Annotated in this window: 18 protein-coding genes and 1 pseudogene; 13 read left to right on the top strand and 6 right to left on the bottom strand. The window is 71.0% G+C overall.

From position 1 onward, the window contains the following. Positions 1-9: 9 nt before the first annotated feature. The 4 genes from ACIQOU_RS32270 to ACIQOU_RS32255 form a co-directional block, all read right to left on the bottom strand. Complete coding sequence (locus ACIQOU_RS32270) at positions 10-918, bottom strand: amino acid ABC transporter permease (protein WP_401542642.1); 909 nt, start codon at positions 916-918, stop codon at positions 10-12. Continuing rightward, a complete protein-coding gene (locus ACIQOU_RS32265; RefSeq protein ID WP_401542639.1) occupies positions 915-1799 on the bottom strand; it encodes an ABC transporter substrate-binding protein in 885 nt (294 codons plus the stop codon). The genes ACIQOU_RS32270 and ACIQOU_RS32265 overlap by 4 nt, the downstream gene beginning before the upstream one ends. Positions 1800-2089: 290 nt before the next feature. Next, positions 2090-2746 carry an MBL fold metallo-hydrolase gene (locus ACIQOU_RS32260; RefSeq protein ID WP_401542637.1) on the bottom strand — a complete coding sequence of 219 codons (657 nt, stop codon included), beginning with the start codon at positions 2744-2746 and terminating at the stop codon, positions 2090-2092. A 57-nt stretch (positions 2747-2803) separates the two neighbouring features. Further along, positions 2804-3493 carry a maleylpyruvate isomerase family mycothiol-dependent enzyme gene (locus tag ACIQOU_RS32255; RefSeq protein ID WP_401542634.1) on the bottom strand — a complete coding sequence of 230 codons (690 nt, stop codon included), beginning with the start codon at positions 3491-3493 and terminating at the stop codon, positions 2804-2806. A 225-nt stretch (positions 3494-3718) separates the two neighbouring features. Here ACIQOU_RS32255 and uvrA point away from each other — a divergent pair, with 225 nt between their 5' ends. Beyond that, positions 3719-6730, top strand: coding sequence for an excinuclease ABC subunit UvrA (uvrA, locus tag ACIQOU_RS32250; RefSeq protein WP_401542632.1), 3012 nt, complete (start codon positions 3719-3721; stop codon positions 6728-6730). A 182-nt stretch (positions 6731-6912) separates the two neighbouring features. Here the strand turns inward: uvrA and ACIQOU_RS32245 are convergent, their stop codons facing one another. Both ACIQOU_RS32245 and ACIQOU_RS32240 read right to left on the bottom strand, forming a co-directional pair. Continuing rightward, positions 6913-7824, bottom strand: coding sequence for a carbohydrate kinase (locus ACIQOU_RS32245; protein ID WP_401542629.1), 912 nt, complete (start codon positions 7822-7824; stop codon positions 6913-6915). Between the two features lie 95 nt (positions 7825-7919). Beyond that, the gene (locus ACIQOU_RS32240) at positions 7920-8879 is read right to left on the bottom strand and encodes a hypothetical protein (protein WP_401542627.1); all 960 of its coding nucleotides are present in this window, start codon (positions 8877-8879) and stop codon (positions 7920-7922) included. Between the two features lie 336 nt (positions 8880-9215). On the opposite strand from ACIQOU_RS32240, the gene uvrC reads away from it, so the two are divergent. The 12 genes and pseudogenes from uvrC to ACIQOU_RS32180 all read left to right on the top strand — a co-directional run. Continuing rightward, entirely contained in the window at positions 9216-11258 is a 2043-nt protein-coding gene (gene uvrC, locus ACIQOU_RS32235) for an excinuclease ABC subunit UvrC (RefSeq protein WP_401542624.1), read from the top strand. Beyond that, on the top strand, positions 11255-12259 hold the full coding sequence (gene rapZ, locus ACIQOU_RS32230) for an RNase adapter RapZ (RefSeq protein WP_401542621.1): 1005 nt from the start codon (positions 11255-11257) through the stop codon (positions 12257-12259). Before uvrC ends, rapZ begins: the two co-directional genes overlap by 4 nt. After that, positions 12256-13323, top strand: a complete 1068-nt coding sequence (gene yvcK / locus ACIQOU_RS32225; protein ID WP_401542618.1) for a uridine diphosphate-N-acetylglucosamine-binding protein YvcK — start codon at positions 12256-12258, stop codon at positions 13321-13323. The genes rapZ and yvcK overlap by 4 nt, the downstream gene beginning before the upstream one ends. Continuing rightward, positions 13314-14303: a DNA-binding protein WhiA gene (gene whiA, locus ACIQOU_RS32220; RefSeq protein ID WP_401542616.1), complete on the top strand. Its 990-nt coding sequence runs from the start codon at positions 13314-13316 to the stop codon at positions 14301-14303. The genes yvcK and whiA overlap by 10 nt, the downstream gene beginning before the upstream one ends. Before the next feature lie 146 nt (positions 14304-14449). Then, positions 14450-17407 (top strand): M14 family zinc carboxypeptidase, encoded by a 2958-nt coding sequence (locus ACIQOU_RS32215; RefSeq protein ID WP_401542614.1) that lies wholly within the window; start codon positions 14450-14452, stop codon positions 17405-17407. Positions 17408-17615: 208 nt separating this feature from the next. After that, positions 17616-18623, top strand: a complete 1008-nt coding sequence (gene gap / locus ACIQOU_RS32210) for a type I glyceraldehyde-3-phosphate dehydrogenase (RefSeq protein WP_401542611.1) — start codon at positions 17616-17618, stop codon at positions 18621-18623. A 126-nt stretch (positions 18624-18749) separates the two neighbouring features. Further along, a complete protein-coding gene (locus ACIQOU_RS32205; RefSeq protein ID WP_401542608.1) occupies positions 18750-19961 on the top strand; it encodes a phosphoglycerate kinase in 1212 nt (403 codons plus the stop codon). 5 nt (positions 19962-19966) lie between these two features. Further along, a complete protein-coding gene (tpiA, locus tag ACIQOU_RS32200; protein ID WP_401542606.1) occupies positions 19967-20743 on the top strand; it encodes a triose-phosphate isomerase in 777 nt (258 codons plus the stop codon). A 106-nt stretch (positions 20744-20849) separates the two neighbouring features. Next, positions 20850-21086 (top strand): preprotein translocase subunit SecG, encoded by a 237-nt coding sequence (gene secG, locus ACIQOU_RS32195; RefSeq protein ID WP_401542604.1) that lies wholly within the window; start codon positions 20850-20852, stop codon positions 21084-21086. 211 nt (positions 21087-21297) lie between these two features. Then, a complete protein-coding gene (locus tag ACIQOU_RS32190; protein WP_383884252.1) occupies positions 21298-21633 on the top strand; it encodes an RNA polymerase-binding protein RbpA in 336 nt (111 codons plus the stop codon). Positions 21634-21773: 140 nt separating this feature from the next. After that, a complete protein-coding gene (locus ACIQOU_RS32185; RefSeq protein ID WP_401542601.1) occupies positions 21774-23045 on the top strand; it encodes an MFS transporter in 1272 nt (423 codons plus the stop codon). A gap of 62 nt (positions 23046-23107) precedes the next feature. Continuing rightward, a pseudogene (locus tag ACIQOU_RS32180) lies at positions 23108-23478 on the top strand (glucose-6-phosphate isomerase); the annotation flags it as partial.

The raw sequence follows: 23478 nt of genomic DNA, 5'->3' as shown, positions 1-23478 counted from the left end.
GCGCGTCACTCACAGTGCTCCTCCCTGGGCCCGCTGACGGTCCATCCGGGCCGTCACCCAGTCGGTGAACCGCGTCATCGGGATCGTCAACGCCACGAAGACCAGCCCCGCGACGATGTACGGCGTGTAGTTGAGGCTGCGCCCCACGATGATGTCCGCGGCATGGACGGCGTCGATCGCGCCGCCGATCGACACCAGACCGGTGTCCTTCTGGAGCGACACCAGGTCGTTGAGGAGCGGCGGCACCTGGCGGCGCACCGCCTGCGGCAGCACCACATGGCGCAGCGCCTGCCGGTTGGTGAGGCCGAGCGAGCGGGCCGCGGCACGCTGCGAGGGGTGCACGGACTCGATGCCCGCGCGGAACACCTCGGCGACGTACGCCGAGTACGTGAGCGTCAGCGCGGTGCCGCCGAGCAGCACCGGGTCGACCGTCACCCCTTGCAGCCGCAGCGCCGGCACCCCGAGGACGACGATCATCAGGTTGATGATCAACGGCAGCCCGCGGAAGAAGTCCGTGTAGGCGGCGGCCAGCACGCGCAGCGGGAAGAACACCGGGCCGCGCAGCGTCCGCGCGATGGCGATCAGCATGCCGAGGACCAGTACGGCCACCCCGCAGACCAGCAGCAGCCGGACGTTGAGCCACAGCCCGTCGAGGATCTTGGGGAGCGCCTCGCGCGCGTACTGCGCGTCGAAGAACGTCTCCTTGGTGCGCGGCCAGCCGGGCGCGCCGACGATCACCAGGTAGAGGACGGCGCCGGTGACGAGGGTGGAGAGCGCGGCGACGGCGGTCGCGCGCCGGGTACGCGCGCGTCGGTGGCGCTCGCGCTCGATCCGTCGCGGCGACGGTGTGTAGCCGTCGCCGCCGGGCATGTCGTCGTCCGTGCTCTGCCGGCCGGACTCCTCCTTGGCGACCGTCACTTGAGGACCGGGGCGTCGACGGCGTCGGAGAGCCACTGCTTCTCGATCTTCGCCAGGGTGCCGTCCTTGCGCAGCGCGTCGACGGCGTCCGTGACGCACGAGGTGAGCGCGCTGCCCTTGTCGAGCACCAGGCCGAACTGCTCCGGCGTGCCCTTCTGGTTCTCGAACTGGCCCACGATCTTCGCGTCCGTCACCTCGGCCGCGGTGATGTAGAACGCGGTCGGCAGGTCGGTGACGATCGCGTCGACCTGGCCGTTCTTCAGGGCGGACTTGGCCTGGTCGTTCTTGGCGTAGACGGCGGGCTGCTGCGTCGGCTTCACCACGTCGGTGAGGTAGTCGAGGCTGGTGGTGCCGACCTGGGCGCCCAGCTTCAGCTTCCGGAGATCCGCGATGCTGGTCGCCTTGGCGGCCTTGCTGCCCTTGAGGGCGAGGACGGCCTGGCGCACGTCGTAGTAGCCGGACGAGAAATCGACGGCCTTTTTGCGCTCGGCGCTGATCGAAACCTGGTTGATGTCGAAGTCGAAGGTCTTCTCGCCGGGCGCGAACGCCTTGTTGAAGGGCACGCTCTGCCAGACGACGGCGCTCTTGTCGTAGCCGAGCTGCTTCGCCACCGCGTAGGCGATCGCCGACTCGAAGCCCTTGCCGTTGGCCGGCTTGTCGTCCTTGAACCAGGGCTCGTACGCCGGTTCGTCCGTCGCGATCGTCAGCTTGCCGGACGTCCTGGTCGCCAGCCCGCCCTTGGCGCACGTGCTCCCGGTCGAACCGGACGACGAGGCGGACGCGTTCCCCTCGGGCTGCGGAGCACAGCCGACGGCGGTGGCGAGCAGGGCTAGGGTCGCGGCGGCGACCGCGCGACGCAGCGCGCGAGGGGCAGGATGCATGGCGGGAGAGTGGCAGCCCGACCTGCCATTTGTCGAGATCAGCACCACATATGTCCGCATAGTGGGAATGGGTGTTGCATTTCTGTGAACGGGCCAGGAGCCGCCGGTCGAGGGCGGGATGAAGGAGACCGGCGGCCCGTGCCGCGCGGAAGCCGTCCTCCCGCGCGGGGCTGCCACCAGCTTGACCGCCCGCGCGGCCGCGACGGGAGCGCGCACATGCCACCGGCGTGTGCGAACACTTCACCCGGGGCGCGCGATCCCCCGGCGCGCACCACCGGGTGCCGCTGGGCTCACCACCCCCGCGCGTGCCACTCCGGCAGATGCGGCCGTTCCGTGCCCAGCGTCGTGTCGTTGCCGTGGCCCGGGTAGACCCAGGTCTCGTCCGGGAGGGCGCCGAAGATCTTCGTCTCGACGTCGCCGAGCAGCCGGGCGAACGCCTCGGGGTCCTTGCGGGTGTTGCCGACGCCGCCGGGGAACAGGCAGTCGCCGGTGAAGACATGGGGATGGCCGTGCGGGTCGTCGTAGACGAGCGCGATCGAGCCCGGGGTGTGGCCGACCAGGTGGCGTGCGGTGAGGGTGACCCGGCCGACCCGGACGGTGTCGCCGTCGTCGACGAGGACGTCGGTCGGTACCGGGATGCCGGACGCGTCCTCGCGGCCCGCGTACGTGCGCGCGCCGGTGGCCTCGACGACACGGGCCAGCGCCTGCCAGTGGTCACCGTGCTGGTGCGTGGTGACGACGGACGCGATGCCGTCGTCGCCGATCGTGCCGAGCAGGGTCTCCGCGTCGTTCGCCGCGTCGATCAGGAGCTGCTCGTCGGTGGCCCGGCACCGCAGCAGATACGCGTTGTTGTTCATGGGGCCGACCGCGATCTTGGTGATCATCAGGTCCGTGAGTTCGTGCACATCCGCCGGTCCGCCGACCGTCACCTCGCCGCTGTACGTCATGACGATCAGCCTATAGCGGGGGAGTCCGCGCCGGCTCCCCCGCTGCGGGACGTGGGATCAGAGGGGCGGGAGCACGGGCAGGGCGCCCCCGGTGACGGTCAGCGCGGCGCCGTCGCGGCGGCCCGCGAGCCAGCCGAGGAGGTCGGGCGCCGGGCCCGTGACGGTGAGCGCGGGCCCGTCCGGCGCCGCGCGTCCGGTGCTCCACGCGCGCGTGTGGTCGGTCAGGCGGGTCGACGGCACCTCGGGGTGGCCCGTGAAGCGCTCGGTGAGGAACGCGATCTCCCGCTCCGTGAACGCGTCCGGCATGTCCTCCAGCTCGTACCCGATGCCGAGGTCCACGTGGTGCACTTCCACCTCGATCCAGCGCCGGAACGGCACCCGGGCCGCCGTGTCGGTGACGCCGCCCCGCAGCTCCACCGTGCGCGACCAGTCCGCCGGCACCGCCCCCGCCGCCTGGAAACGGGCCGAGGCCGCGCGCAGGTCGGCGAGCTGGACGTCCAGGGGGCGCGGCGCGTCCCGCGCGATGTCGGCGTCGCGGACCTCGGTCGAGGGATACATGGGGCGCCCCTCGAACACGTTCACCAGGGCGTCCGCGTTACGGGCGAGATGGGCGAGGACGTGACCCCGGCTCCAGCCGGGCAGCCGTGACGCCTCGGATGCCGCGGCGTTGTCCAGGGCGTCGGCAGCGGTCAGCAGTCGTTCGGTCGCGTCACGTACAGAGGCCAGGTCATGAGCGTGATCAATCATGCTGCTGACCATAGTTCCACCACACCTTTGGGTGAAGACGGTGAAGCATCGCCGTAAATCGAATGCGTGTGCTATATGGTCGGGGGCGGCGTCGGGCATGCTGGATGGTCGGGGATTGTTCAGGCAACCAGGGAACCGACCGGCGTTGTCAGTGGCTCCCCCTACTCTCGAAGAAGCACGGGGGCTCCGCCCCTGTCACTTCACTCAAGAAAGGTGCGGACCGGCGTGGCCGACCGTCTCATCGTCCGTGGCGCGCGCGAGCACAACCTGAAGAACGTCTCGCTCGACCTGCCCAGGGACTCGCTCATCGTCTTCACGGGCCTGTCCGGTTCGGGCAAGTCCTCCCTGGCCTTCGACACCATCTTCGCCGAGGGCCAGCGGCGCTACGTGGAGTCGCTCTCCTCGTACGCCCGGCAGTTCCTCGGCCAGATGGACAAGCCGGACGTCGACTTCATCGAGGGTCTGTCGCCCGCCGTCTCCATCGACCAGAAGTCGACCTCGCGCAACCCGCGCTCGACGGTCGGCACCATCACCGAGGTCTACGACTACCTGCGGCTGCTCTTCGCGCGCATCGGCAAGCCGCACTGCCCCGAGTGCGGCCGCCCGATCGCCCGGCAGTCGCCGCAGGTCATCGTCGACAAGGTGCTGGGCCTGCCGGAGGGCAGCCGTTTCCAGGTGCTGTCGCCGCTGGTGCGCGAGCGCAAGGGCGAGTTCGTCGACCTCTTCGCCGACCTCCAGACCAAGGGCTACAGCCGCGCGCGCGTGGACGGCGAGACCATCCAGCTCTCCGAGCCGCCCACGCTGAAGAAGCAGGAGAAGCACACCATCGAGGTGGTCGTCGACCGCCTCACCGTGAAGGACTCCGCCAAGCGCCGGCTCACCGACTCCGTGGAGACCGCCCTCGGCCTCTCCGGCGGCATGGTCGTACTCGACTTCGTCGACCTCCCCCAGGACGACCCCGAGCGCGAGCGCATGTACTCCGAGCACCTGTACTGCACCTACGACGACCTGTCGTTCGAGGAGCTGGAGCCCCGCTCCTTCTCCTTCAACTCGCCCTTCGGCGCCTGCCCGGAGTGCACCGGCATCGGCACCCGCATGGAGGTCGACCCGGAGCTGATCGTCCCGGACGAGGACAAGTCCCTCGACGAGGGCGCCATCCACCCCTGGTCCCACGGGCACACCAAGGACTACTTCGGCCGCCTCGTCGGGGCCCTCGCCGACGCGCTGGGATTCCGCACCGACATCCCCTTCGCCGGGCTGCCGCAGCGCGCCAAGAAGGCCCTCCTGCACGGCCACAAGACGCAGATCGAGGTCCGCTACCGCAACCGCTACGGCCGTGAGCGCGTGTATACGACGCCCTTCGAGGGGGCCGTCCCGTTCGTGAAGCGCCGGCACAGCGAGGCCGAGAGCGACGCCAGCCGCGAGCGCTTCGAGGGCTATATGCGCGAGGTGCCCTGCCCCACCTGCGCGGGCACCCGCCTGAAGCCGATCGTCCTCGCCGTCACCGTCATGGGGAAGTCGATCGCCGAGGTCTCCGGCATGTCCATCAGCGACTGCGCGGACTTCCTGGGCGAGCTGACGCTCAACGCGCGCGACAAGAAGATCGCCGAGCGGGTCCTCAAGGAGGTCAACGAACGCCTGAAGTTCCTGGTCGACGTCGGCCTTGACTACCTCTCGCTCAACCGCGCGGCCGGCACCCTCTCCGGCGGCGAGGCCCAGCGCATCCGCCTCGCCACCCAGATCGGCTCCGGGCTCGTCGGCGTGCTCTACGTCCTCGACGAGCCGTCCATCGGCCTGCATCAGCGCGACAACCACCGGCTGATCGAGACCCTGGTCCGGCTGCGCGACATGGGCAACACGCTCATCGTCGTCGAGCACGACGAGGACACCATCAAGGTCGCCGACTGGATCGTCGACATCGGCCCCGGCGCCGGTGAGCACGGCGGCAAGGTCGTCCACAGCGGCTCCCTGAAGGAACTGCTCGCCAACGACGAGTCGCAGACCGGCCAGTACCTGGCGGGCAAGAAGGCGATCCCGCTGCCCGACATCCGCCGCCCGCTGGACCCGTCCCGCCGGCTCACGGTCTGCGGCGCCCGGGAGAACAACCTCCAGGACATCGACGTCTCGTTCCCGCTCGGCGTCTTCACGGCCGTCACGGGCGTGTCCGGCTCCGGCAAGTCGACGCTCGTCAACGACATCCTGTACACGCACCTGGCCCGCGAGCTGAACGGCGCGAAGAGCGTCCCCGGCCGGCACACCCGCGTGGAGGGCGACGACCTCGTCGACAAGGTCGTGCACGTCGACCAGTCGCCCATCGGACGCACCCCGCGCTCCAACCCGGCGACGTACACCGGCGTCTTCGACCACATCCGCAAGCTGTTCGCCGAGACCACCGAGGCGAAGGTCCGCGGCTATCTGCCGGGCCGTTTCTCCTTCAACGTCAAGGGCGGCCGCTGCGAGAACTGCTCGGGCGACGGCACCATCAAGATCGAGATGAACTTCCTCCCGGACGTCTACGTCCCGTGCGAGGTCTGCCACGGCGCCCGGTACAACCGGGAGACCCTGGAGGTCCACTACAAGGGCAAGTCCATCGCCGAGGTCCTGAACATGCCGATCGAGGAGGCACGGGACTTCTTCGAGGCCGTCCCCGCGATCAACCGCCACCTCGGCACCCTGAACGACGTCGGTCTCGGCTACGTCCGGCTCGGCCAGTCCGCGACGACCCTGTCCGGCGGCGAGGCGCAGCGCGTGAAGCTCGCCAGTGAGCTACAGCGCCGTTCCACCGGCCGCACGGTCTACGTCCTGGACGAGCCGACCACCGGTCTGCACTTCGAGGACATCAGCAAGCTGCTGCGGGTCCTGTCGGGCCTGGTCGACAAGGGCAACACGGTCATCGTCATCGAGCACAACCTCGACGTGATCAAGACCGCCGACTGGATCGTCGACATGGGCCCCGAGGGCGGCGCGGGCGGCGGACTCGTGGTCGCCGAGGGCACGCCCGAGGACGTCGCGGGCGTGTCGACCAGCCACACCGGCAAGTTCCTGCGCGAGGTCCTCGGCGCCGACCGCGTCAGCGACGCGGCCCCGGTCAAGGCCCCGCGCACGACGACGGCCAGGAAGACGGCGACCAAGACCACCGCGAAGAAGACGGCGGCCACGACGGCGAAGAAGACCACCGCGGGCACCAAGAAGGCGACCCCCGCCAAGAAGACGACCACCCGGGCCCGCAAGGCCTGAACGACGGGACGCCCCGGCCGGACGGACACCACACCCCGAAGGCCGGGCAGCCCGCAGACACCGGGACGGAAGAAGTCCCCGAACGGGTGACGCCCCGGGGGGAACTCCCCTCGGGGCGCCGCGCGTTCAAGGGGTGGACGGGCCGTTCCTCACCGGAACGACCCCCCTCCGAGAGGCTCTGCCTACACGGCACCCACCTCGGAGGCGTACGGCGGTTCCGCCCCCGCCCGTGAGCACGTGATCGCCGCAGCGCGTGCCGCGAAGCCCAGCAGCCGACCCCAGCCGTCCCCGCCCAGGGCGGCAATACCCGGCGCGGACAGCGCGTCCGTGGCGGCGAGACCGTGCAGCAGCGCCGCGTTCACGGTGTCGCCCGCCCCGATCGTGTCGACCACGTCGACCTTCTCGCCGGGCACCGAGTACTCCGCGCCGTCCCGGGTGAACGCGGTGAGCCCGTCACCGCCGCGCGTGATCACGACGGCCGAGGGACCCGCGGCCAGCCACGCGCGCGGGGAGCCGCCCAGCCACGCGGCGTCCTCCTCGGAGAGCTTGAGCAGCGACACCGAGGGCAGCCAGCTCTCGAAACGGGCCCGGTAGGCGTCGGCGTCGGGGATCAGCCCGGCCCGGATGTTCGGGTCGAGCGCCGTGAAGACACCCTGCGCGGCGGCGGTCCGCAGCAGTTCCTCATAAGCGGTCGCGCCCGGTTCCAGGACCAGGGAACAGGTACCGAAGGACACCGCCCGCGTCCCCGGAGGCAGCACCGGCGGCGCCGTGAACAGCCGGTCGGCGGTGCCCTCGACATAGAAGGAGTAGGCGGCCGAGCCACCGGCGTCGATCGTCGCGACCGCCAGCGTCGTCGGCTCCGGACCGCGCTGCACGGCCGAGACGTCCACGCCCGCCGCGCGGAGCCCGTCGAGAAGGGCCTCACCGAAGGCGTCGGAGGAGGTGCGGGAGCAGAAGGCGGCGGGGGAGCCGAGCCGGCCGAGGGCCACGGCCGTGTTGTACGGGCCGCCACCGCGCGCCGGGGTCAGCGCCGCGAGGGCACCCGTCCCCTGCGGCACCAGGTCGATCAGGGCCTCACCGGCGACGACGATCACGAGACGTTCCTTACCTCGAACTGTGCGGGACACCCCGGGCGCACCCACACCGCCCGGAAGCCGATCTTCCTACCATATGCAGGGGTGACATGTCCTCAGTCCCAGTCCCAGCCGATCCCCAGCACCCCCGTGCGCACCCGCGGCTCCACCAGGTGGACCGAGTGGTGACGGGCGCTCAGCGGCAGCTCCAGACGGCCACCGCGCGGCGCGGCCGCCGAATGCTGGGTGAACCGGTGACAGCGCACCGGCAGCGCCCGCCCGTCGAAGCTCACCTGGAGCGCGTACTGCCCGCCCACAGGACCAAAACCGCGCACATACTCGCGGGACTCACCGGCCGTGCCGTCCTCGACGCCGTACCGGAACAGAAAGGTGTCGCCGGCCCGCAGCCGGGTGTCGAAGAGCAGCTCGGTGACCAGGACGCCGGTCTCGGGGTGCACGCGCACCCGTCCCGTCCGGCAGTTCTCCAGGGCGTGCAACCGCATCCGCTCCGGCACGCACTCCGGGTCCCCGTGGTGGACGGCGACGAAGCGGTCGACGCCGTCCCGGTGGGCACGCACGATGTGGTGCGACTCCCGCCCGGCCAGCTCACGGCGCGCCCCGATCCGGACCCGCTCATGGTGGCCCAGGGCGTGCAGCCCGCCGTCGAGCGGCAGATCCAGCTCGGCCAGCAGCCGCTCCAGGACCCCGGACGCCTCCACGAAGGAACGGTAGGAACGGGCCGCGGGGCGCCCCGTGTCCCAGGCGTGCTCGTCGCTCTCGGAGAGCAGCCGGATCAGGGACTCCTCGGGGAGCTGGAGGATCTCCTCCAGGGCGCGGACGGCCCGCAGGGACTCCGGGCGCTGCGGCCGGCGGGCCCCCTGCTGCCAGTAACTCAGGCTCGTCACACCGACCTTGACGCCGCGCCGGGACAGATGGTGCTGCACACGCTGCAACGGCAGTCCGCGGGCGGCGATCGCGGCGCGCAGCGCGACATGGAAGGGGCCACCGAGCAGAGCCGCGTCCAGTTCCGCGGTGCTGGCGACGGCGACATCCGCGTGCTGTGTGGCGTGCGGCATGCAGGGGCCTCTCTGTGGGAACGGGAAACGGCTGGTCAGGCCGGTCTCGCCACGGCAGCCGGGTCCGCCCCGGTGCCGTCGGGGCGTCTTCACATCCGTACGGCCTCGTTCAACGCCCCGAGTTCCCCCGCATTGAAGCGTGTCGATCTGGCCCCGACAACACCTGATGCCACCCAGTGGGACACTCCTGGCCGAGACGTGCGCACCGTGCCCGAAAGCCCACGTCTGCACCCCTGCGCCGCCCGGCCACACCCCGGTGCGGCACCCAGGAAAGGGCCCGTCGAGGTTATCCACAGGCCCCGCGCCGTGTCAGTCCTCGCCAGTAGGGTGGAAGACATGGCCGACCCCTCCAGCTACCGCCCCAGCCCGGGATCGATCCCGGACTCGCCCGGGGTCTACCGCTTCCGCGACGAGCACCGCCGGGTGATCTACGTCGGGAAGGCGAAGAGCCTGCGCCAGCGCCTGGCGAACTACTTCCAGGACCTGGCCGGCCTCCACCCGCGCACCCGGACCATGGTCACCACCGCCGCGTCCGTGGAATGGACCGTGGTCTCCACCGAGGTCGAGGCCCTCCAGCTGGAGTACTCCTGGATCAAGGAGTACGACCCCCGGTTCAACGTCAAGTACCGCGACGACAAGAGCTACCCGTACCTCGCCGTCACGATGAACGAGGACGTGCCGCGTGTCCAGGTGATGCGCGGTCAGAAACGCAAGGGCGTTCGCTACTTCGGCCCCTACGGACACGCCTGGGCCATCCGCGACACCGTCGACCTGCTGCTGCGCGTCTTCCCGGTCCGCACCTGCTCGGCCGGCGTCTTCAAGAACGCGGCCCGCACCGGCCGTCCCTGCCTGCTCGGCTACATCGGCAAGTGCTCGGCCCCCTGCGTCGGCCGCGTCACCCCCGAGGAACACCGCGAACTGGCCGAGGAGTTCTGCGACTTCATGGCAGGCCGCACCGGCACCTACATCCGCCGCTTGGAGCGCCGGATGGCCGAGGCCGCCGAAGAGCTGGAGTACGAGCGGGCGGCCCGGCTGCGCGACGACATCGACGCCCTGAAGAAGGCCATGGAGAAGAGCGCGGTCGTCCTCGCCGACGCGACCGACGCCGACCTGATCGCGGTCGCCGAGGACGAGTTGGAGGCGGCCGTCCAGATCTTCCACGTGCGCGGCGGACGCGTGCGCGGCCAGCGCGGCTGGGTCACCGACAAGGTCGAGGAGATCACCACCGGCGCCCTGGTCGAACACGCGCTCCAGCAGCTGTACGGCGAGGAGAAGGGCGACGCCGTCCCCAAGGAGGTCCTCGTCCCCGCGCTGCCCGACCCGGTCGAGCCGGTCCAGGAGTGGCTCACCGCCCGCCGGGGCGCAGGCGTCTCGCTGCGCATCCCGCAGCGCGGCGACAAGAAGGCCCTCATGGAGACCGTCGCGCGCAACGCCCACCAGGCACTCGTCCTCCACAAGACCAAGCGCGCCTCCGACCTCACCACCCGCTCCCGCGCCCTGGAGGAGATCGCCGAGGCCCTCGACCTCGACAGCGCCCCGCTGCGCATCGAGTGCTACGACATCTCGCACCTCCAGGGCGACGACGTCGTCGCCTCCATGGTCGTCTTCGAGGACGGCCTGGCGCGCAAGAGCGAGTACCGGCGCTTCCAGATCAAGGGCTTCGAGGGCCAGGACGACGTCCGCTCCATGCACGAGGTCATCACCCGCCGCTTCCGCCGCTACCTCGCCGAGAAGGAACGCACGGGCGAGTGGGCCGACGGTGAGGACGGCCTGACCGACGAGGACGGCCGCCCCCGCAAGTTCGCCTACCCGCCCCAGCTCGTCGTCGTCGACGGCGGCGCGCCGCAGGTCGCCGCCGCCCACCGGGCCCTGGACGAGCTGGGCATCGACGACATCGCGGTGTGCGGCCTCGCCAAGCGCCTGGAGGAGGTGTGGCTGCCGGACGACCCCGACCCGGTCGTTCTGCCCCGCACCAGCGAAGGCCTCTACCTGCTGCAACGCGTGCGGGACGAGGCCCACCGGTTCGCCATCGGCTACCAGCGCACCAAGCGCGCCAAGCGGTTCCGGGCCGGCCCCCTGGACGACGTGCCCGGCCTCGGCGACACCCGCAGGCAAGCCCTCATCAAGCACTTCGGTTCGGTGAAGAGACTGAGATCCGCGACAATCGACCAGATCTGCGAGGTTCCCGGCATAGGCCGCAAGACGGCCGAGACCATCGTCGCGGCCCTCGCCGGGGCGACACCGGCCGGACCCGCCGTCAACACGGCGACCGGAGAGATCATGGAAGACGACCAGAACGGGGTACCCGGGACGCCGGACACCCCGGGGGAGCCCGTGACCGCGGGCGCCCCGGACGAACGACGGGGGCAGGACCGATGACCGAGAACGAAGAGCGGCTCACAGCCGGGCGAGAACGCACGCACAAGGAAACCGGCGAGGATCGGGCGGAGCACGAACCCCGCCAGGAAGACGGAGCACAGGTGAGTACGGGCAGCGAGACAGCCGGGGCCCCCGAGACGGCCATCCCCGAGCTGGTGATCATCTCCGGCATGTCCGGAGCCGGGCGGTCCACAGCCGCCAAATGTCTGGAGGACCTCGGCTGGTTCGTCGTCGACAACCTGCCGCCCGCGCTGATCCCCACCATGGTGGAGCTCGGCGCCCGCTCGCAGGGCAACGTGGCACGGATCGCGGTCGTCGTCGACGTCCGGGGCCGCCGCTTCTTCGACAACCTCCGCGAATCCCTCGCCGGACTCGACACCCGGGGCGTCACCCGGCGGATCGTTTTCCTGGAGTCCTCCGACGACGCCCTGGTGCGCCGTTTCGAGTCGGTGCGCCGCCCGCACCCCCTCCAGGGCGACGGCCGCATCGTCGACGGCATCGCCGCCGAACGCGAACTGCTGCGCGAGCTGCGCGGCGACGCCGACCTCGTCATCGACACCTCCAGCCTGAACGTCCACGAGCTGCGCGCCAAGATGGACGCCCAGTTCGCCGGCGAGGAGGAGCCCGAGCTGCGGGCCACGGTGATGTCCTTCGGCTTCAAGTACGGGCTGCCCGTCGACGCCGACCTCGTCGCCGACATGCGCTTCCTGCCCAACCCGCACTGGGTCCCCGAGCTGCGCGCCTTCAACGGCACCAACGAGGAGGTCTCCGCGTTCGTCTTCAACCAGCCCGGCGCCAAGGAGTTCCTCGACCGCTACGCCGAGCTGCTGCGGCTCATCGCGGCCGGCTACCGGCGTGAGGGCAAGCGCTACGTGACGATCGCGATCGGCTGCACCGGCGGCAAGCACCGCTCGGTCGCCGTGTCGGAGAAGCTCGCCGCCCGGCTCGCCGCCGAGGGCGTGGAGACGGTGGTCGTGCACCGGGACATGGGACGGGAATGACCGGACGCTCTCCGCGGCTGAGCCGCCTGCGCAGGGCGGTTCCCGAGGGGCGCGCGGCCCAGCCGGTCGAGCCCCGCGGCGCCCGCCCCCGCCGCCGGGGCGCCCAGCCCAAGGTCGTCGCGCTCGGCGGCGGCATGGGCCTGTCCGCCTCGCTCGCCGCGCTGCGCCGGATCACCGGCGACCTCACCGCCGTCGTCACCGTCGCGGACGACGGCGGCTCCAGCGGCCGTCTGCGGGACGAACTGGGCGTGCTGCCCCCCGGCGACCTGCGCAAGGCGCTGGCCGCGCTGTGCGGCGACGACGACTGGGGCCAGACCTGGGCCCGGGTCATCCAGCACCGCTTCCAGTCCCAGGGCGACCTGCACGACCACGCCGTGGGCAACGTCCTGATCGTCGCCCTGTGGGAACAGCTCGGTGATCACGTCCAGGCCCTCGACCTGGTCGGCAAGCTGCTCGGCGCGCACGGCCGGGTGCTGCCCATGTCCGCCGTTCCGCTGGAGCTGCAAGCCCTGGTCAAGGGCCACGACCCGGAGCACCCCGAGGAGATCTCCACGGTCCGGGGGCAGGCCACCGTGGCGCTCACCCGCGGCGAGGTGCAGTCCGTGCACCTGGTGCCGTCCGACCCGCCCGCCGTCCCCGAGGCCGTCGAAGCGGTACTGGACGCCGACTGGGTGGTGCTCGGCCCCGGCTCCTGGTTCTCGTCCGTCATCCCGCACCTGCTGGTGCCCGAACTGCTCGACGCGCTCACCCAGACGAAGGCCCGCCGGGTGCTCCCGCTGAACCTCGCTCCACAACCGGGAGAAACCGACGGCTTCTCCCCGCAGCGTCATTTGGAGGTTTTGGGACGACACGCCCCTAAACTCGCCCTGGACGTGGTGCTGGCCGACGAGGCCGCCGTGCCCGACCGCGATGTGCTCACGGAGGCCGCCCAGCGGCTCGGGGCCGCGGTCGAGCTGGCCCCGGTCGCCCGACGGGACGGAACCCCCCGGCACGACCCGGAGCTGTTGGCCGCCGCGTACGACCGTATTTTTCGGATGCATGGAAGGATCGGCCCATGGCGATGACGGCAGCGGTGAAGGACGAGATCTCCCGGCTCCCCGTCACCCGGACCTGCTGCAGAAAGGCGGAGGTCTCCGCGATTCTGCGGTTCGCCGGCGGCCTTCACCTGGTCAGCGGGCGCATCGTGATCGAGGCGGAGCTGGACACCGCGATGGCGGCCCGACGGCTGAAGCGGGACATCCTGGAGATCTTCGGACACAGTTCCGAGCTGATCGTGATGGCACCAGGCGGGCTGCGCAGAGGCTCGCGCTACGTGGTGCGGGTCGTCGCGGGCGGTGACCAGCTGGCCCGGCAGACCGGCCTGGTGGACGGCCGCGGCCGCCCCATCCGCGGCCTGCCCCCGCAGGTCGTCTCCGGGGCCACCTGCGACGCGGAGGCCGCCTGGCGCGGCGCCTTCCTGGCGCACGGCTCGCTCACCGAGCCCGGCCGCTCCTCCTCCCTCGAAGTGACCTGCCCCGGACCCGAGGCCGCCCTCGCCCTGGTCGGCGCCGCCCGCCGGCTGTCGATCGCCGCGAAGGCCCGCGAGGTGCGCGGCGTGGACCGGGTCGTGGTGCGCGACGGCGACGCGATCGGCGCCCTGCTCACCCGGCTCGGCGCGCACGAGTCGGTGCTGGCCTGGGAGGAGCGCCGGATGCGCCGCGAGGTGCGGGCCACGGCGAACCGGCTGGCCAACTTCGACGACGCCAACCTGCGCCGTTCCGCCCGCGCCGCGGTCGCGGCCGGTGCCCGGGTGCAGCGCGCCCTGGAGATCCTCGGCGAGGAGGTCCCCGAGCACCTCGCCGCCGCCGGACGGCTGCGCATGGACCACAAGCAGGCCTCGCTGGAGGAGCTGGGCGCCCTCGCCGACCCGCCGCTGACCAAGGACGCCGTGGCCGGACGCATCCGGCGGCTCCTCGCGATGGCCGACAAGCGCGCCTCGGACCTCGGCATTCCGGGCACGGAGTCCTGCATCACCGAGGAGATGGCCGACAACCTCGTCGGCTGACGCCTGCTCAATCCGCCGGTGCCGTCGCCCTTTTGAGGGGTCGGCGCCGGCGTTTGTGTGTCCTTGAGGTGCTCTTGACTGGATCATGGAGTGACATGAGCCTGGCAAGCGTTCGCCGCTGTGGCGGACACCCACAAGGGGGGTTCATGAGACGCAGAGCGAGATCGATCCTCGCCGTCGCCGTGCTGCTCGTCGGCGGCGCGAGCCTCGCGCCCGGCGCCCAGGCACAGCAGGGCCGGGTGGCCGCGCCCGACCCGGACGGGGCCGACGAGGTCAAGGTCTTCCGCGCCGACGTCACCCAGCGGCAGGTCCCCCTGCTGCTCGCCGCCGGACAGGACGCCCACGAACTCGGCGAACAGGTCCCCGCGCGGGGCACCGGCGCCGTCGAGGTCTACCTCACCGACGGGCAGGCGAAGAAACTGGCGCGTCAGGGCGTCGACCTCACCGAGCACACCCTCTCGGCGCGGGCCGAGAGCCGGGTCGACGCCGCAGCCGAGGGCGTGTTCCGCCCCTACAGCGGCGCCGGCGGCCTGAAGGAGGAGATCGTCAGGGCCGGACAGGACAACCCCGGCCTCACCAAGGTCGTCTCCCTCGGCAAGACCCTCGGCGGGCAGGACATCCTCGCGCTCAAACTGACCAAGGGCGCGAGGACCACGAAGGACGGCTCCAAGCCGTCCGTCCTCTACATGTCCAACCAGCACGCGCGCGAGTGGATCACGCCCGAGATGACCCGCCGCCTGATGCACCACTACCTGGACCACTACGCGACCGACCCGCGCATCAAGAAGATCGTCGACTCCACCGAACTGTGGTTCGTCCCGTCCGCCAACCCCGACGGCTACGACTACACCTTCCAGAGCCCCGCCACCCGCATGTGGCGCAAGAACCTGCGGGACATCAACGGCGACGGCGTCCTGTCCACCGGCGACGGCGTCGACCTCAACCGCAACTTCCCCTACAAGTGGGGCTACGACGACGAGGGTTCGTCCCCGAACCCCACCAGCGAGACCTACCGCGGCGCGAGCCCCGGCTCCGAACCCGAGACCAAGGCGCTCGACGCCTTCGAGAAGCGCATCGGATTCTCGTACGGCATCAACTACCACTCCGCCGCCGAACTCCTCCTCTACGGCGTCGGCTGGCAGGTCGCCACCCCCACCCCCGACGACGTCCTCTACGAGGCGCTGGCCGGCACCCCGGACAACTCCGCGATCCCCGGCTACCGCCCGCAGGTCTCTTCGGAGCTGTACACCACCAACGGCGAGGCCGACGGGCACGCGGCGAACGTCAACGGCATGGCGATGTTCACCCCCGAGATGTCGACCTGCCAGACCGCGTCCGACCTCGACCCGGACGACCGGTGGAACGCGGCCGACTGCCGGTCGGTGTTCACGTTCCCGGACGACGAACGCCTGATCCAGCAGGAGTTCGCGAAGAACGTGCCGTTCGCCCTCTCGGTCGCCGAGAGCGCCGCGCACCCCGACACCCCGGCGTCCTCGCTCGGCCTGAAGGCCGCCGACCTCACCCCGGCGCCGTTCACCACGTCGTTCTCGCGCGGCGCCGACCAGGAGGTCTCCGTCGTCGCCCGCAAGGCGCTGCGGGACAAGGAGCTGAAGTACCGCGTCAACGGCGGCCGCACCCGCGACCAGGCGCTCAAGGCCTGGAAGGGCGGCGACACCTACGGCGGCGAGGACAACCTCCACTTCGACGCCTACCGGGCCCGGGTCCAGGACGGCGCACCCGGCGACACCGTCGAGGTGTGGTTCACCGGCGAGACGAGGAGCGGCACGAAGGTCTCCAGCAGCCACTTCACCTACACCGTCGCCCGGCGCGCCGCGGCCGACACCCTCGTCGTCGCCGAGGAGGGCGCCCCCGCCACCCACGCGACGACGTACGTGGACGCGCTGAAGGCGGCCGGGCGCACGGCCCTGGTCTGGGACGTCGCCACCCGGGGCGCGCCCGACGCGCTCGGCGTCCTCGCCCACTTCGACACCGTCGTCCACTCCACCGGCGCGAGCGCCCCCGGCATCGCCACCCAGCGCGCACTGCGCGCCTTCCTCAACGAGGGCGGCAAGCTGATCGAGGCCGGTGAACAGGCCGGCGGCAGCGTCGACCTCGGCGAAGGCACCCTGTCCAACGACTTCGGCCAGTACTACCTGGGCGCCTACTCGCGCACCTCGACCCCCGGCGTCACCGGCTTCAGCGGTTCGGGCGCGCTGGAGGGCACCGGCGGCCCGCTCGGCCCCGCCACCGGCAACCCGCTGGACCGGGCGGGCAGTTACGGCGTCACCTCCGACGAACTCCCGCAGTTCGAGAGCGCGGGCGCCGGACGGTTCACCGGGACCGTCAACCCGTACGGGCCGTACGCCGGTTCGGGTATGGCCGCGGCCGTGCACACCGACGACAGCTACAAGCGCCTCACCCGCACCATCGACCTCACCGGCATCACCGCAGCCGACGCACCCGCCCTGCGCGCCCGGCTGCTCTGGGACACCGAGCCCGGCTACGACCACGTCGTCGTCGAGGCCCGCACCACCGGCGCCGACGACTGGACCACCCTCCCCGAGGCGGGCGGCGCCACCACCGACAACGCCCCCGCGGAATGCGCGGCGGGCTTCCTGATCGACGACCACCCGTGGCTCACGCACTACCTGACCCCGGCCGCCGACGGCTGCGCGACCACCGGAAGCAGCGGCTCCTGGCACAGCCTCACCGGCGCCTCCACGGGCTGGCAGCAGGTGAGTTACGGCCTCGGCGACTACGCGGGCAGGTCCGTGGAGGTGTCGATCGCTTACGTCAGCGACCCCGGCACCGGCGGCCACGGAGTCCTCGCCGACGACGCCTCCCTCGTCGTCGGCGGCACGGCCGCGCAGCCGGAGGAGCCCGAGGGGTTCGAGACCTCGCTCGGTGCCTGGCGGGTGTCGGGGCCGCCCGCGGGCAGCCCGGCCGCGCCCAAGGACTGGGCCCGCACCGGGACCCTGTTCCAGACCTACGGCGCCGTCACCACCGACCGGACCGTGCTCCTCGGCTTCGGTCTCGAACACCTCACCTCGGCGGCCGACCGCACGGCGCTGCTCCGTGGCGCGCTGCGGGCACTCGCTCGCTGATCGACCTCAACACCCCTGGTCACATCGGGTGATCAGGTCGTCGGACCCGGGCGGTCCGTACCCCTACCGGCGGGTACGGACCGCCCTGCCGTGTATGAGGCATCTCGATGTCACCCCGGGCGTCACGGGGAGGTAGGGTCGGGGTTGGTCGGGGACATCCCATACAGCTCGCCGGCACGAGCCGGCACACCAACGAGGAGATCGGTTCGTGACGATCCGCGTAGGCATCAACGGCTTTGGCCGCATCGGTCGTAACTACTTCCGCGCGCTGCTGGAGCAGGGTGCAGACATCGAGATCGTGGCTGTCAACGACCTCACTGACACCGCGACCATCGCGCATCTGCTGAAGTACGACACCATTCTGGGCCGCCTGAAGCAGGACGTCTCCCACACCGCCGACACGATCACTGTCGGTGACAAGACGATCAAGGTTCTGGCCGAGCGCAACCCGGCCGACCTTCCCTGGGGCGAGCTGGGCGTCGACATCGTCGTCGAGTCGACCGGCATCTTCACCAAGAAGGCCGACGCCGAGAAGCACATCGCCGGTGGCGCCAAGAAGGTCATCATCTCGGCTCCGGCCAAGGATGAGGACATCACCATCGTGATGGGCGTCAACCAGGAGAAGTACGACGCCGCCAACCACCACGTCATCTCCAACGCCTCCTGCACCACCAACTGTGTGGCGCCCATGGCGAAGGTGCTCGACGAGAACTTCGGCATCGTCAAGGGCCTGATGACGACGGTGCACGCGTACACCAACGACCAGCGCATCCTGGACTTCCCGCACAGCGACCTGCGCCGTGCCCGGGCCGCCGCCGAGAACATCATCCCGACCACCACGGGCGCCGCCAAGGCCACCGCGCTGGTCCTCCCGCAGCTCAAGGGCAAGCTGGACGGCATCGCGATGCGCGTCCCGGTCCCCACCGGCTCGGTCACCGACCTCGTCCTGGAGCTCGGCCGCGAGGTCACCAAGGAAGAGATCAACGCCGCCTTCCAGAAGGCCGCCGAGGGCGAGCTGAAGGGCATCCTGGAGTACACCGAGGACCCGATCGTCTCCTCCGACATCGTCAACGCCCCGGCGTCCTGCACCTTCGACTCCCTCCTGACCATGGTCCAGGACGGCAAGAACGTGAAGGTCATCGGCTGGTACGACAACGAGTGGGGCTACTCCAACCGCCTCGTCGACCTCACGGCCTTCGTCGGCGGCCAGCTCTGATCGCCACACCAGACGGCACCTCGATGTGAGTGCAGGGCTCGGGCAGCGCACGCCGCGCCGTCCGAGCCCTCACGCGCGTGTGCAGCCCTCGTACGATCACGAGCCTCTTTCCAGGAGTCCCATTCCATGAAGACGATCGACGAACTCCTCGCCGAAGGCGTCGGCGGTCAGCGGGTCTTCGTCCGCGCCGACCTGAACGTCCCGATGGCCGACGGCCTCATCACCGACGACGGCCGCATCCGTGCCGTCCTGCCGACCGTCAAGGCCCTCGCCGAGGCGGGCGCCAAGGTGGTCGTCGCCTCGCACCTCGGCCGCCCCAAGGGCGCCCCCGACCCGGCGTTCTCCCTGCTCCAGGCCGCCGAGCGGCTCGGTGAACTCCTCGGCGCGCCCGTCGCGTTCGCCCAGGACACCGTCGGCCCCGCCGCCCACGACGCGGTCAACGGCCTTGAGCCCGGCCAGGTCGCGGTCATCGAGAACCTCCGCTTCAACGCCGGCGAGACCGCCAAGGACGACACCGAGCGCGGCGCGTTCGCCGACCAGCTCGCCGCCCTCGCGGACATCTACGTCGGTGACGGCTTCGGCGCCGTGCACCGCAAGCACGCCTCCGTGTTCGACCTCCCGGCCCGGCTGCCGCACTACGCCGGCTACCTCATCGCCACCGAGGTCGGCGTCCTGAAGAAGCTCACCGACGACGTCCAGCGCCCCTACGTCGTCGCCCTCGGCGGTGCCAAGGTCTCCGACAAGCTCGCCGTCATCGACGAGTTGCTCAAGAAGGCCGACCGCATCCTCATCGGCGGCGGCATGGCCTACACCTTCCTCAAGGCGCAGGGCCACGAGGTCGGCATCTCCCTCCTCCAGGAGGACCAGGTCCCCGCCGTCACCGAGTACATCGCGCGGGCGAAGGAGACCGGCGTCGAGCTGGTCCTGCCCGTCGACGTGCTGGTGTCGACGGAGTTCCCGGACCTGAAGGGCCTGACCCCGGCCCACCCCACGACCGTCGCCGCGGACCAGATCCCGGCCGACCAGGAGGGGCTGGACATCGGCCCCGAGTCCCGCAAGCTGTACGCCTCGAAGCTCGCCGACGCGGCCACCGTCTTCTGGAACGGCCCCATGGGCGTCTTCGAACACCCCGACTACGCCGAGGGCACCCGGGCCGTCGCCCAGGCCCTCGTCGACTCGCCGGCCTTCTCGGTCGTCGGCGGCGGCGACTCCGCCGCGGCCGTGCGCACCCTGGGCTTCGACGAGTCGGCATTCGGACACATCTCGACCGGCGGCGGCGCCTCCCTCGAATACCTTGAGGGCAAGACGCTCCCCGGTCTCGCCGCACTGGAGGACTGACCCCGATGAGCACGCGCACGCCGATCATGGCGGGCAACTGGAAGATGAACCTCAACCACCTTGAGGCCATCGCGCACGTCCAGAAGCTCGCCTTCGCCCTGGCCGACAAGGACTACGAGGCCGTCGAGGTCGCCGTCCTGCCGCCCTTCACCGACCTGCGCTCCGTGCAGACCCTCGTCGACGGCGACAAGCTCAAGATCAAGTACGGCTCCCAGGACATCTCGGCGCACGACTCCGGTGCCTTCACCGGCGAGATCTCGGGCCCCATGCTGGCCAAGCTGAAGTGCACGTACGTGGTCGTCGGCCACTCCGAGCGCCGCCAGTACCACCGCGAGGACGACGTCGTCGTCAACGCCAAGGCGAAGGCCGCGTTCAAGCACGGCCTGACCCCGATCCTGTGCGTCGGCGAGGAACTGGCGGTCCGCGAGGCGGGCGAGCACGTCGCCCACACCCTCGCCCAGGTCGAGGGCGGCCTCAAGGACCTCCCCGCCGAGCAGGCCGAGTCCGTCGTGATCGCCTACGAGCCGGTCTGGGCCATCGGCACCGGCAAGGTCTGCGGCGCCGGTGACGCGCAGGAGGTCTGCGCCGCCATCCGCGGCAAGGTCGCCGAGCTGTACTCGCAGGAGCTGGCCGACACGGTCCGCATCCAGTACGGCGGCTCCGTCAAGTCCGGCAACGTCGCCGAGATCATGGCGCAGCCCGACATCGACGGCGCCCTCGTCGGCGGCGCCTCGCTGGACACCGACGAGTTCGTCAAGATCGTGCGGTTCCGCGACCAGTGAAGCGGTGAGTAGGCCGTAGCGGCGATCCGTCGTACTCTTGCGGGGGCAGAGCGGTACGCCCCTCTGCCCCCGTCGTACATCCGAATCCGAGGAAGTTGGTCCAGCCGTGGTTTTGGGGTTCTCGATCGCCCTGATCGTCTTCAGCCTGCTGCTGATGCTGCTGGTGCTGATGCACAAGGGAAAGGGTGGCGGCCTCTCCGACATGTTCGGTGGCGGCATGCAGTCGTCCGTCGGTGGCTCCTCGGTCGCCGAGCGCAACCTCGACCGCATCACCGTGGTGATCGGTCTGCTCTGGTTCGCGTGCATCGTGGTCCTCGCCATCGTGATGAAGACGAACACCTGACCCGGACGCACATTCCCCCACGTATTCCGCACGTAAGGCCCCATGTTCGGTACGCGCACCTGAGCGCGGCCTATCATGGGGCTTGCGTCTTTGTGTGAGGGCTGTAACTCCAACCACTGGACGCGCGTTGGGCCTTACGTAGACTGAGGCGCTCGCAGCGGAGCGAAACGCCGAGTCGCTTCGCGGCACCATCACGCAGGGAGTTACGACCGTGGCAAGTGGCAACGCGATCCGTGGTAGCCGGGTCGGGGCGGGGCCGATGGGCGAGGCCGAGCGTGGCGAGTCCGCGCCGCGACTGCGCATCTCCTTCTGGTGCTCCAACGAGCACGAGACACAGCCCAGCTTCGCGAGCGACGCGCAGGTGCCCGATACCTGGGACTGCCCGCGCTGCGGCTTCCCGGCCGGACAGGACCGGGACAACCCGCCGGCCCCGCCCCGTACCGAGCCCTACAAGACCCACCTCGCCTACGTCCGCGAGCGACGCAGCGACGCGGACGGCGAGGCGATCCTCGCCGAGGCGCTCGCCAAACTGCGGGGCGAGATCTAGGAGTCGGGACGGCCAGACACTGTGAAGTGGCTGGCCGGATCTGTTTCACCCCCTGTCCGAGGGCTGTCCGTACACCGTCCGAGGGCCGATTGTCAGTGGTGCCCTCTACGGTGTGTGCATCGGAATCGTGGGGGGACATCATGGCGATCGACGACCAGGTCGGGGGCGGGCGTGCGCTCGCGTGGCGCGGTGGGTTCGGGCGGCTGTGGGGCGCCGCCGTGCTCTCCAGCTTCGGTGACGCGCTGCGCACGGCCGCGCTGCCGCTGACCGCCGCCTCCCTGACCGACGACCCCCTGCTCATCGCCTCGGTCAGCGCCTGCGGCTATCTGCCCTGGCTCCTGTTCGGCCTGCTCGGCGGCGCGGTGGCCGACCGGGTGGACCAGCGGCGCGCGATGTGGACGGTGGACGCGGTACGCGGCCTGCTCATGGCCTGCTTCGCCCTCGCCGTCGGCCTCGGACACGCCTCCATCGCCCTGCTGATCGCCCTGGCCTTCGCCCTCACCACCCTCCAGACCCTCTTCGACAACGCGGCGACGGCCCTGCTGCCCGCCCTGGTCGACCGCGCGTCCCTGGGCAGCGCCAACGCCCGTCTGATGACCGGTCAGAGAATCGCCGGAGGCCTGCTGGGCGCCCCCGTCGTGCCGCTGCTCCTGGCCACCGGCGCCGCCGTGCCGTTCGGGGCGGACGCGGTGACGTTCCTGGCCGCGGCGGCGCTGGTGGCCTCGCTGCGCACCGCCGCACCCGAGCGACCGCCCCGGCCCGCGGGCAGCACCCTGCGCCGGGAGATGGCGGACGGACTGCGCACCCTGCGCGGCGACCGGGCACTGCGCGGACTGTGCGCGGCCACCGCCCTGTGCAACGTCGGTATGGGCGCCCTCATCGCCACCCTGGTGCTCCTGGTCACCGACCGGCTGGGCGCGGGCAGCGCCGGGTACGCGGCCACGGTGACCGCCTACACGGTCGGCGGACTCGCCGGGGGAGTGGGCAACCGGTGGCTGGTCGCCCGGGTGGGGCAGGTGGGGGCGGTGCTGTGCGCGGGGACCGTCCAGATCGGGGCGCTCGTCGTCATGGGCACGGTGCGCAGCCTGGCCGCCCTGGTGGGGGCGATGGCCGTCTTCGGGTTCATGGGCATGGTGTGGAACGTCAACACCACGACGTTGATGCAACAGCGCACCCCGGGTGAGCTGTTGGGCCGGGTCAGTTCGGCCTTCCGTACCCTCGGCGTCGCCGGGGCACCGGTGGGCGCCCTGCTCGGCGGGGCCGCCGTGGCGGCCTGGGGAGCGCACACGCCGCCGCTCCTCGCGGCCGGGTTCTTCGTGCTGTCGGTCGCCGCGTTGATACCGGGGCGGGCGGCGCACGTATCCGTGGACGCGCCGCCCGCCGAGGCCGTGACCAGTCGCGCGTCCGGTTGATCAATTAGGTTGGGCGGCGCCAGCGGACAGCAGGGTCAGGTACGAAAGAAGGCTGAAGTCGAATGAACGCAGACGGCCGCAACAGGCTCGACCGGACGCCCGAGTGGGCCGCGTTGGCCGCGCACAGGGACGCACTCGCCGGCACCTCCCTGCGAGAGCTGTTCGCGGCCGACCCGGGGCGCGGTACCGGCTACACCCTCCAGGTCGGCGACCTGTACATCGACCACTCCAAGCACCTGGTCACCGACGAGACGCTGGCGCTGCTGCGTGAACTCGCCGCCGCGACCGGGGTGTTCGGGCTGCGGGACGCCATGTTCCGGGGCGAGAAGATCAATACGACCGAGGACCGGGCGGTGTTGCACACGGCGTTGCGTGCGCCGCGGGGTGCGGTGGTCGAGGTCGACGGGGAGAACGTCGTCCCGGCGGTGCACGC

Origin of the sequence: Streptomyces sp. NPDC091279 (assembly GCF_044757465.1) — a bacterium.
Taxonomy (GTDB): Bacteria; Actinomycetota; Actinomycetes; order Streptomycetales; family Streptomycetaceae; genus Streptomyces.
The sequence above is the reverse complement of the archived record's forward strand: the minus strand, read 5'-3'. Positions and strand labels throughout refer to the sequence as shown.

Excerpts from the sequence above, each read along its gene's own strand:
- ACIQOU_RS32265 (WP_401542639.1), bottom strand. The coding sequence starts at position 1,799 with ATGCATCCTGCCCCTCGCGCGCTGCGTCGCGCGGTCGCCGCCGCGACC.
- ACIQOU_RS32260 (WP_401542637.1), bottom strand. The coding sequence starts at position 2,746 with ATGACGTACAGCGGCGAGGTGACGGTCGGCGGACCGGCGGATGTGCAC.
- ACIQOU_RS32255 (WP_401542634.1), bottom strand. The coding sequence starts at position 3,493 with ATGATTGATCACGCTCATGACCTGGCCTCTGTACGTGACGCGACCGAA.
- ACIQOU_RS32240 (WP_401542627.1), bottom strand. The coding sequence starts at position 8,879 with ATGCCGCACGCCACACAGCACGCGGATGTCGCCGTCGCCAGCACCGCG.
- uvrC (WP_401542624.1), top strand. The coding sequence starts at position 9,216 with ATGGCCGACCCCTCCAGCTACCGCCCCAGCCCGGGATCGATCCCGGAC.
- rapZ (WP_401542621.1), top strand. The coding sequence starts at position 11,255 with ATGACCGAGAACGAAGAGCGGCTCACAGCCGGGCGAGAACGCACGCAC.
- yvcK (WP_401542618.1), top strand. The coding sequence starts at position 12,256 with ATGACCGGACGCTCTCCGCGGCTGAGCCGCCTGCGCAGGGCGGTTCCC.
- whiA (WP_401542616.1), top strand. The coding sequence starts at position 13,314 with ATGGCGATGACGGCAGCGGTGAAGGACGAGATCTCCCGGCTCCCCGTC.
- ACIQOU_RS32215 (WP_401542614.1), top strand. The coding sequence starts at position 14,450 with ATGAGACGCAGAGCGAGATCGATCCTCGCCGTCGCCGTGCTGCTCGTC.
- ACIQOU_RS32205 (WP_401542608.1), top strand. The coding sequence starts at position 18,750 with ATGAAGACGATCGACGAACTCCTCGCCGAAGGCGTCGGCGGTCAGCGG.
- tpiA (WP_401542606.1), top strand. The coding sequence starts at position 19,967 with ATGAGCACGCGCACGCCGATCATGGCGGGCAACTGGAAGATGAACCTC.
- ACIQOU_RS32185 (WP_401542601.1), top strand. The coding sequence starts at position 21,774 with ATGGCGATCGACGACCAGGTCGGGGGCGGGCGTGCGCTCGCGTGGCGC.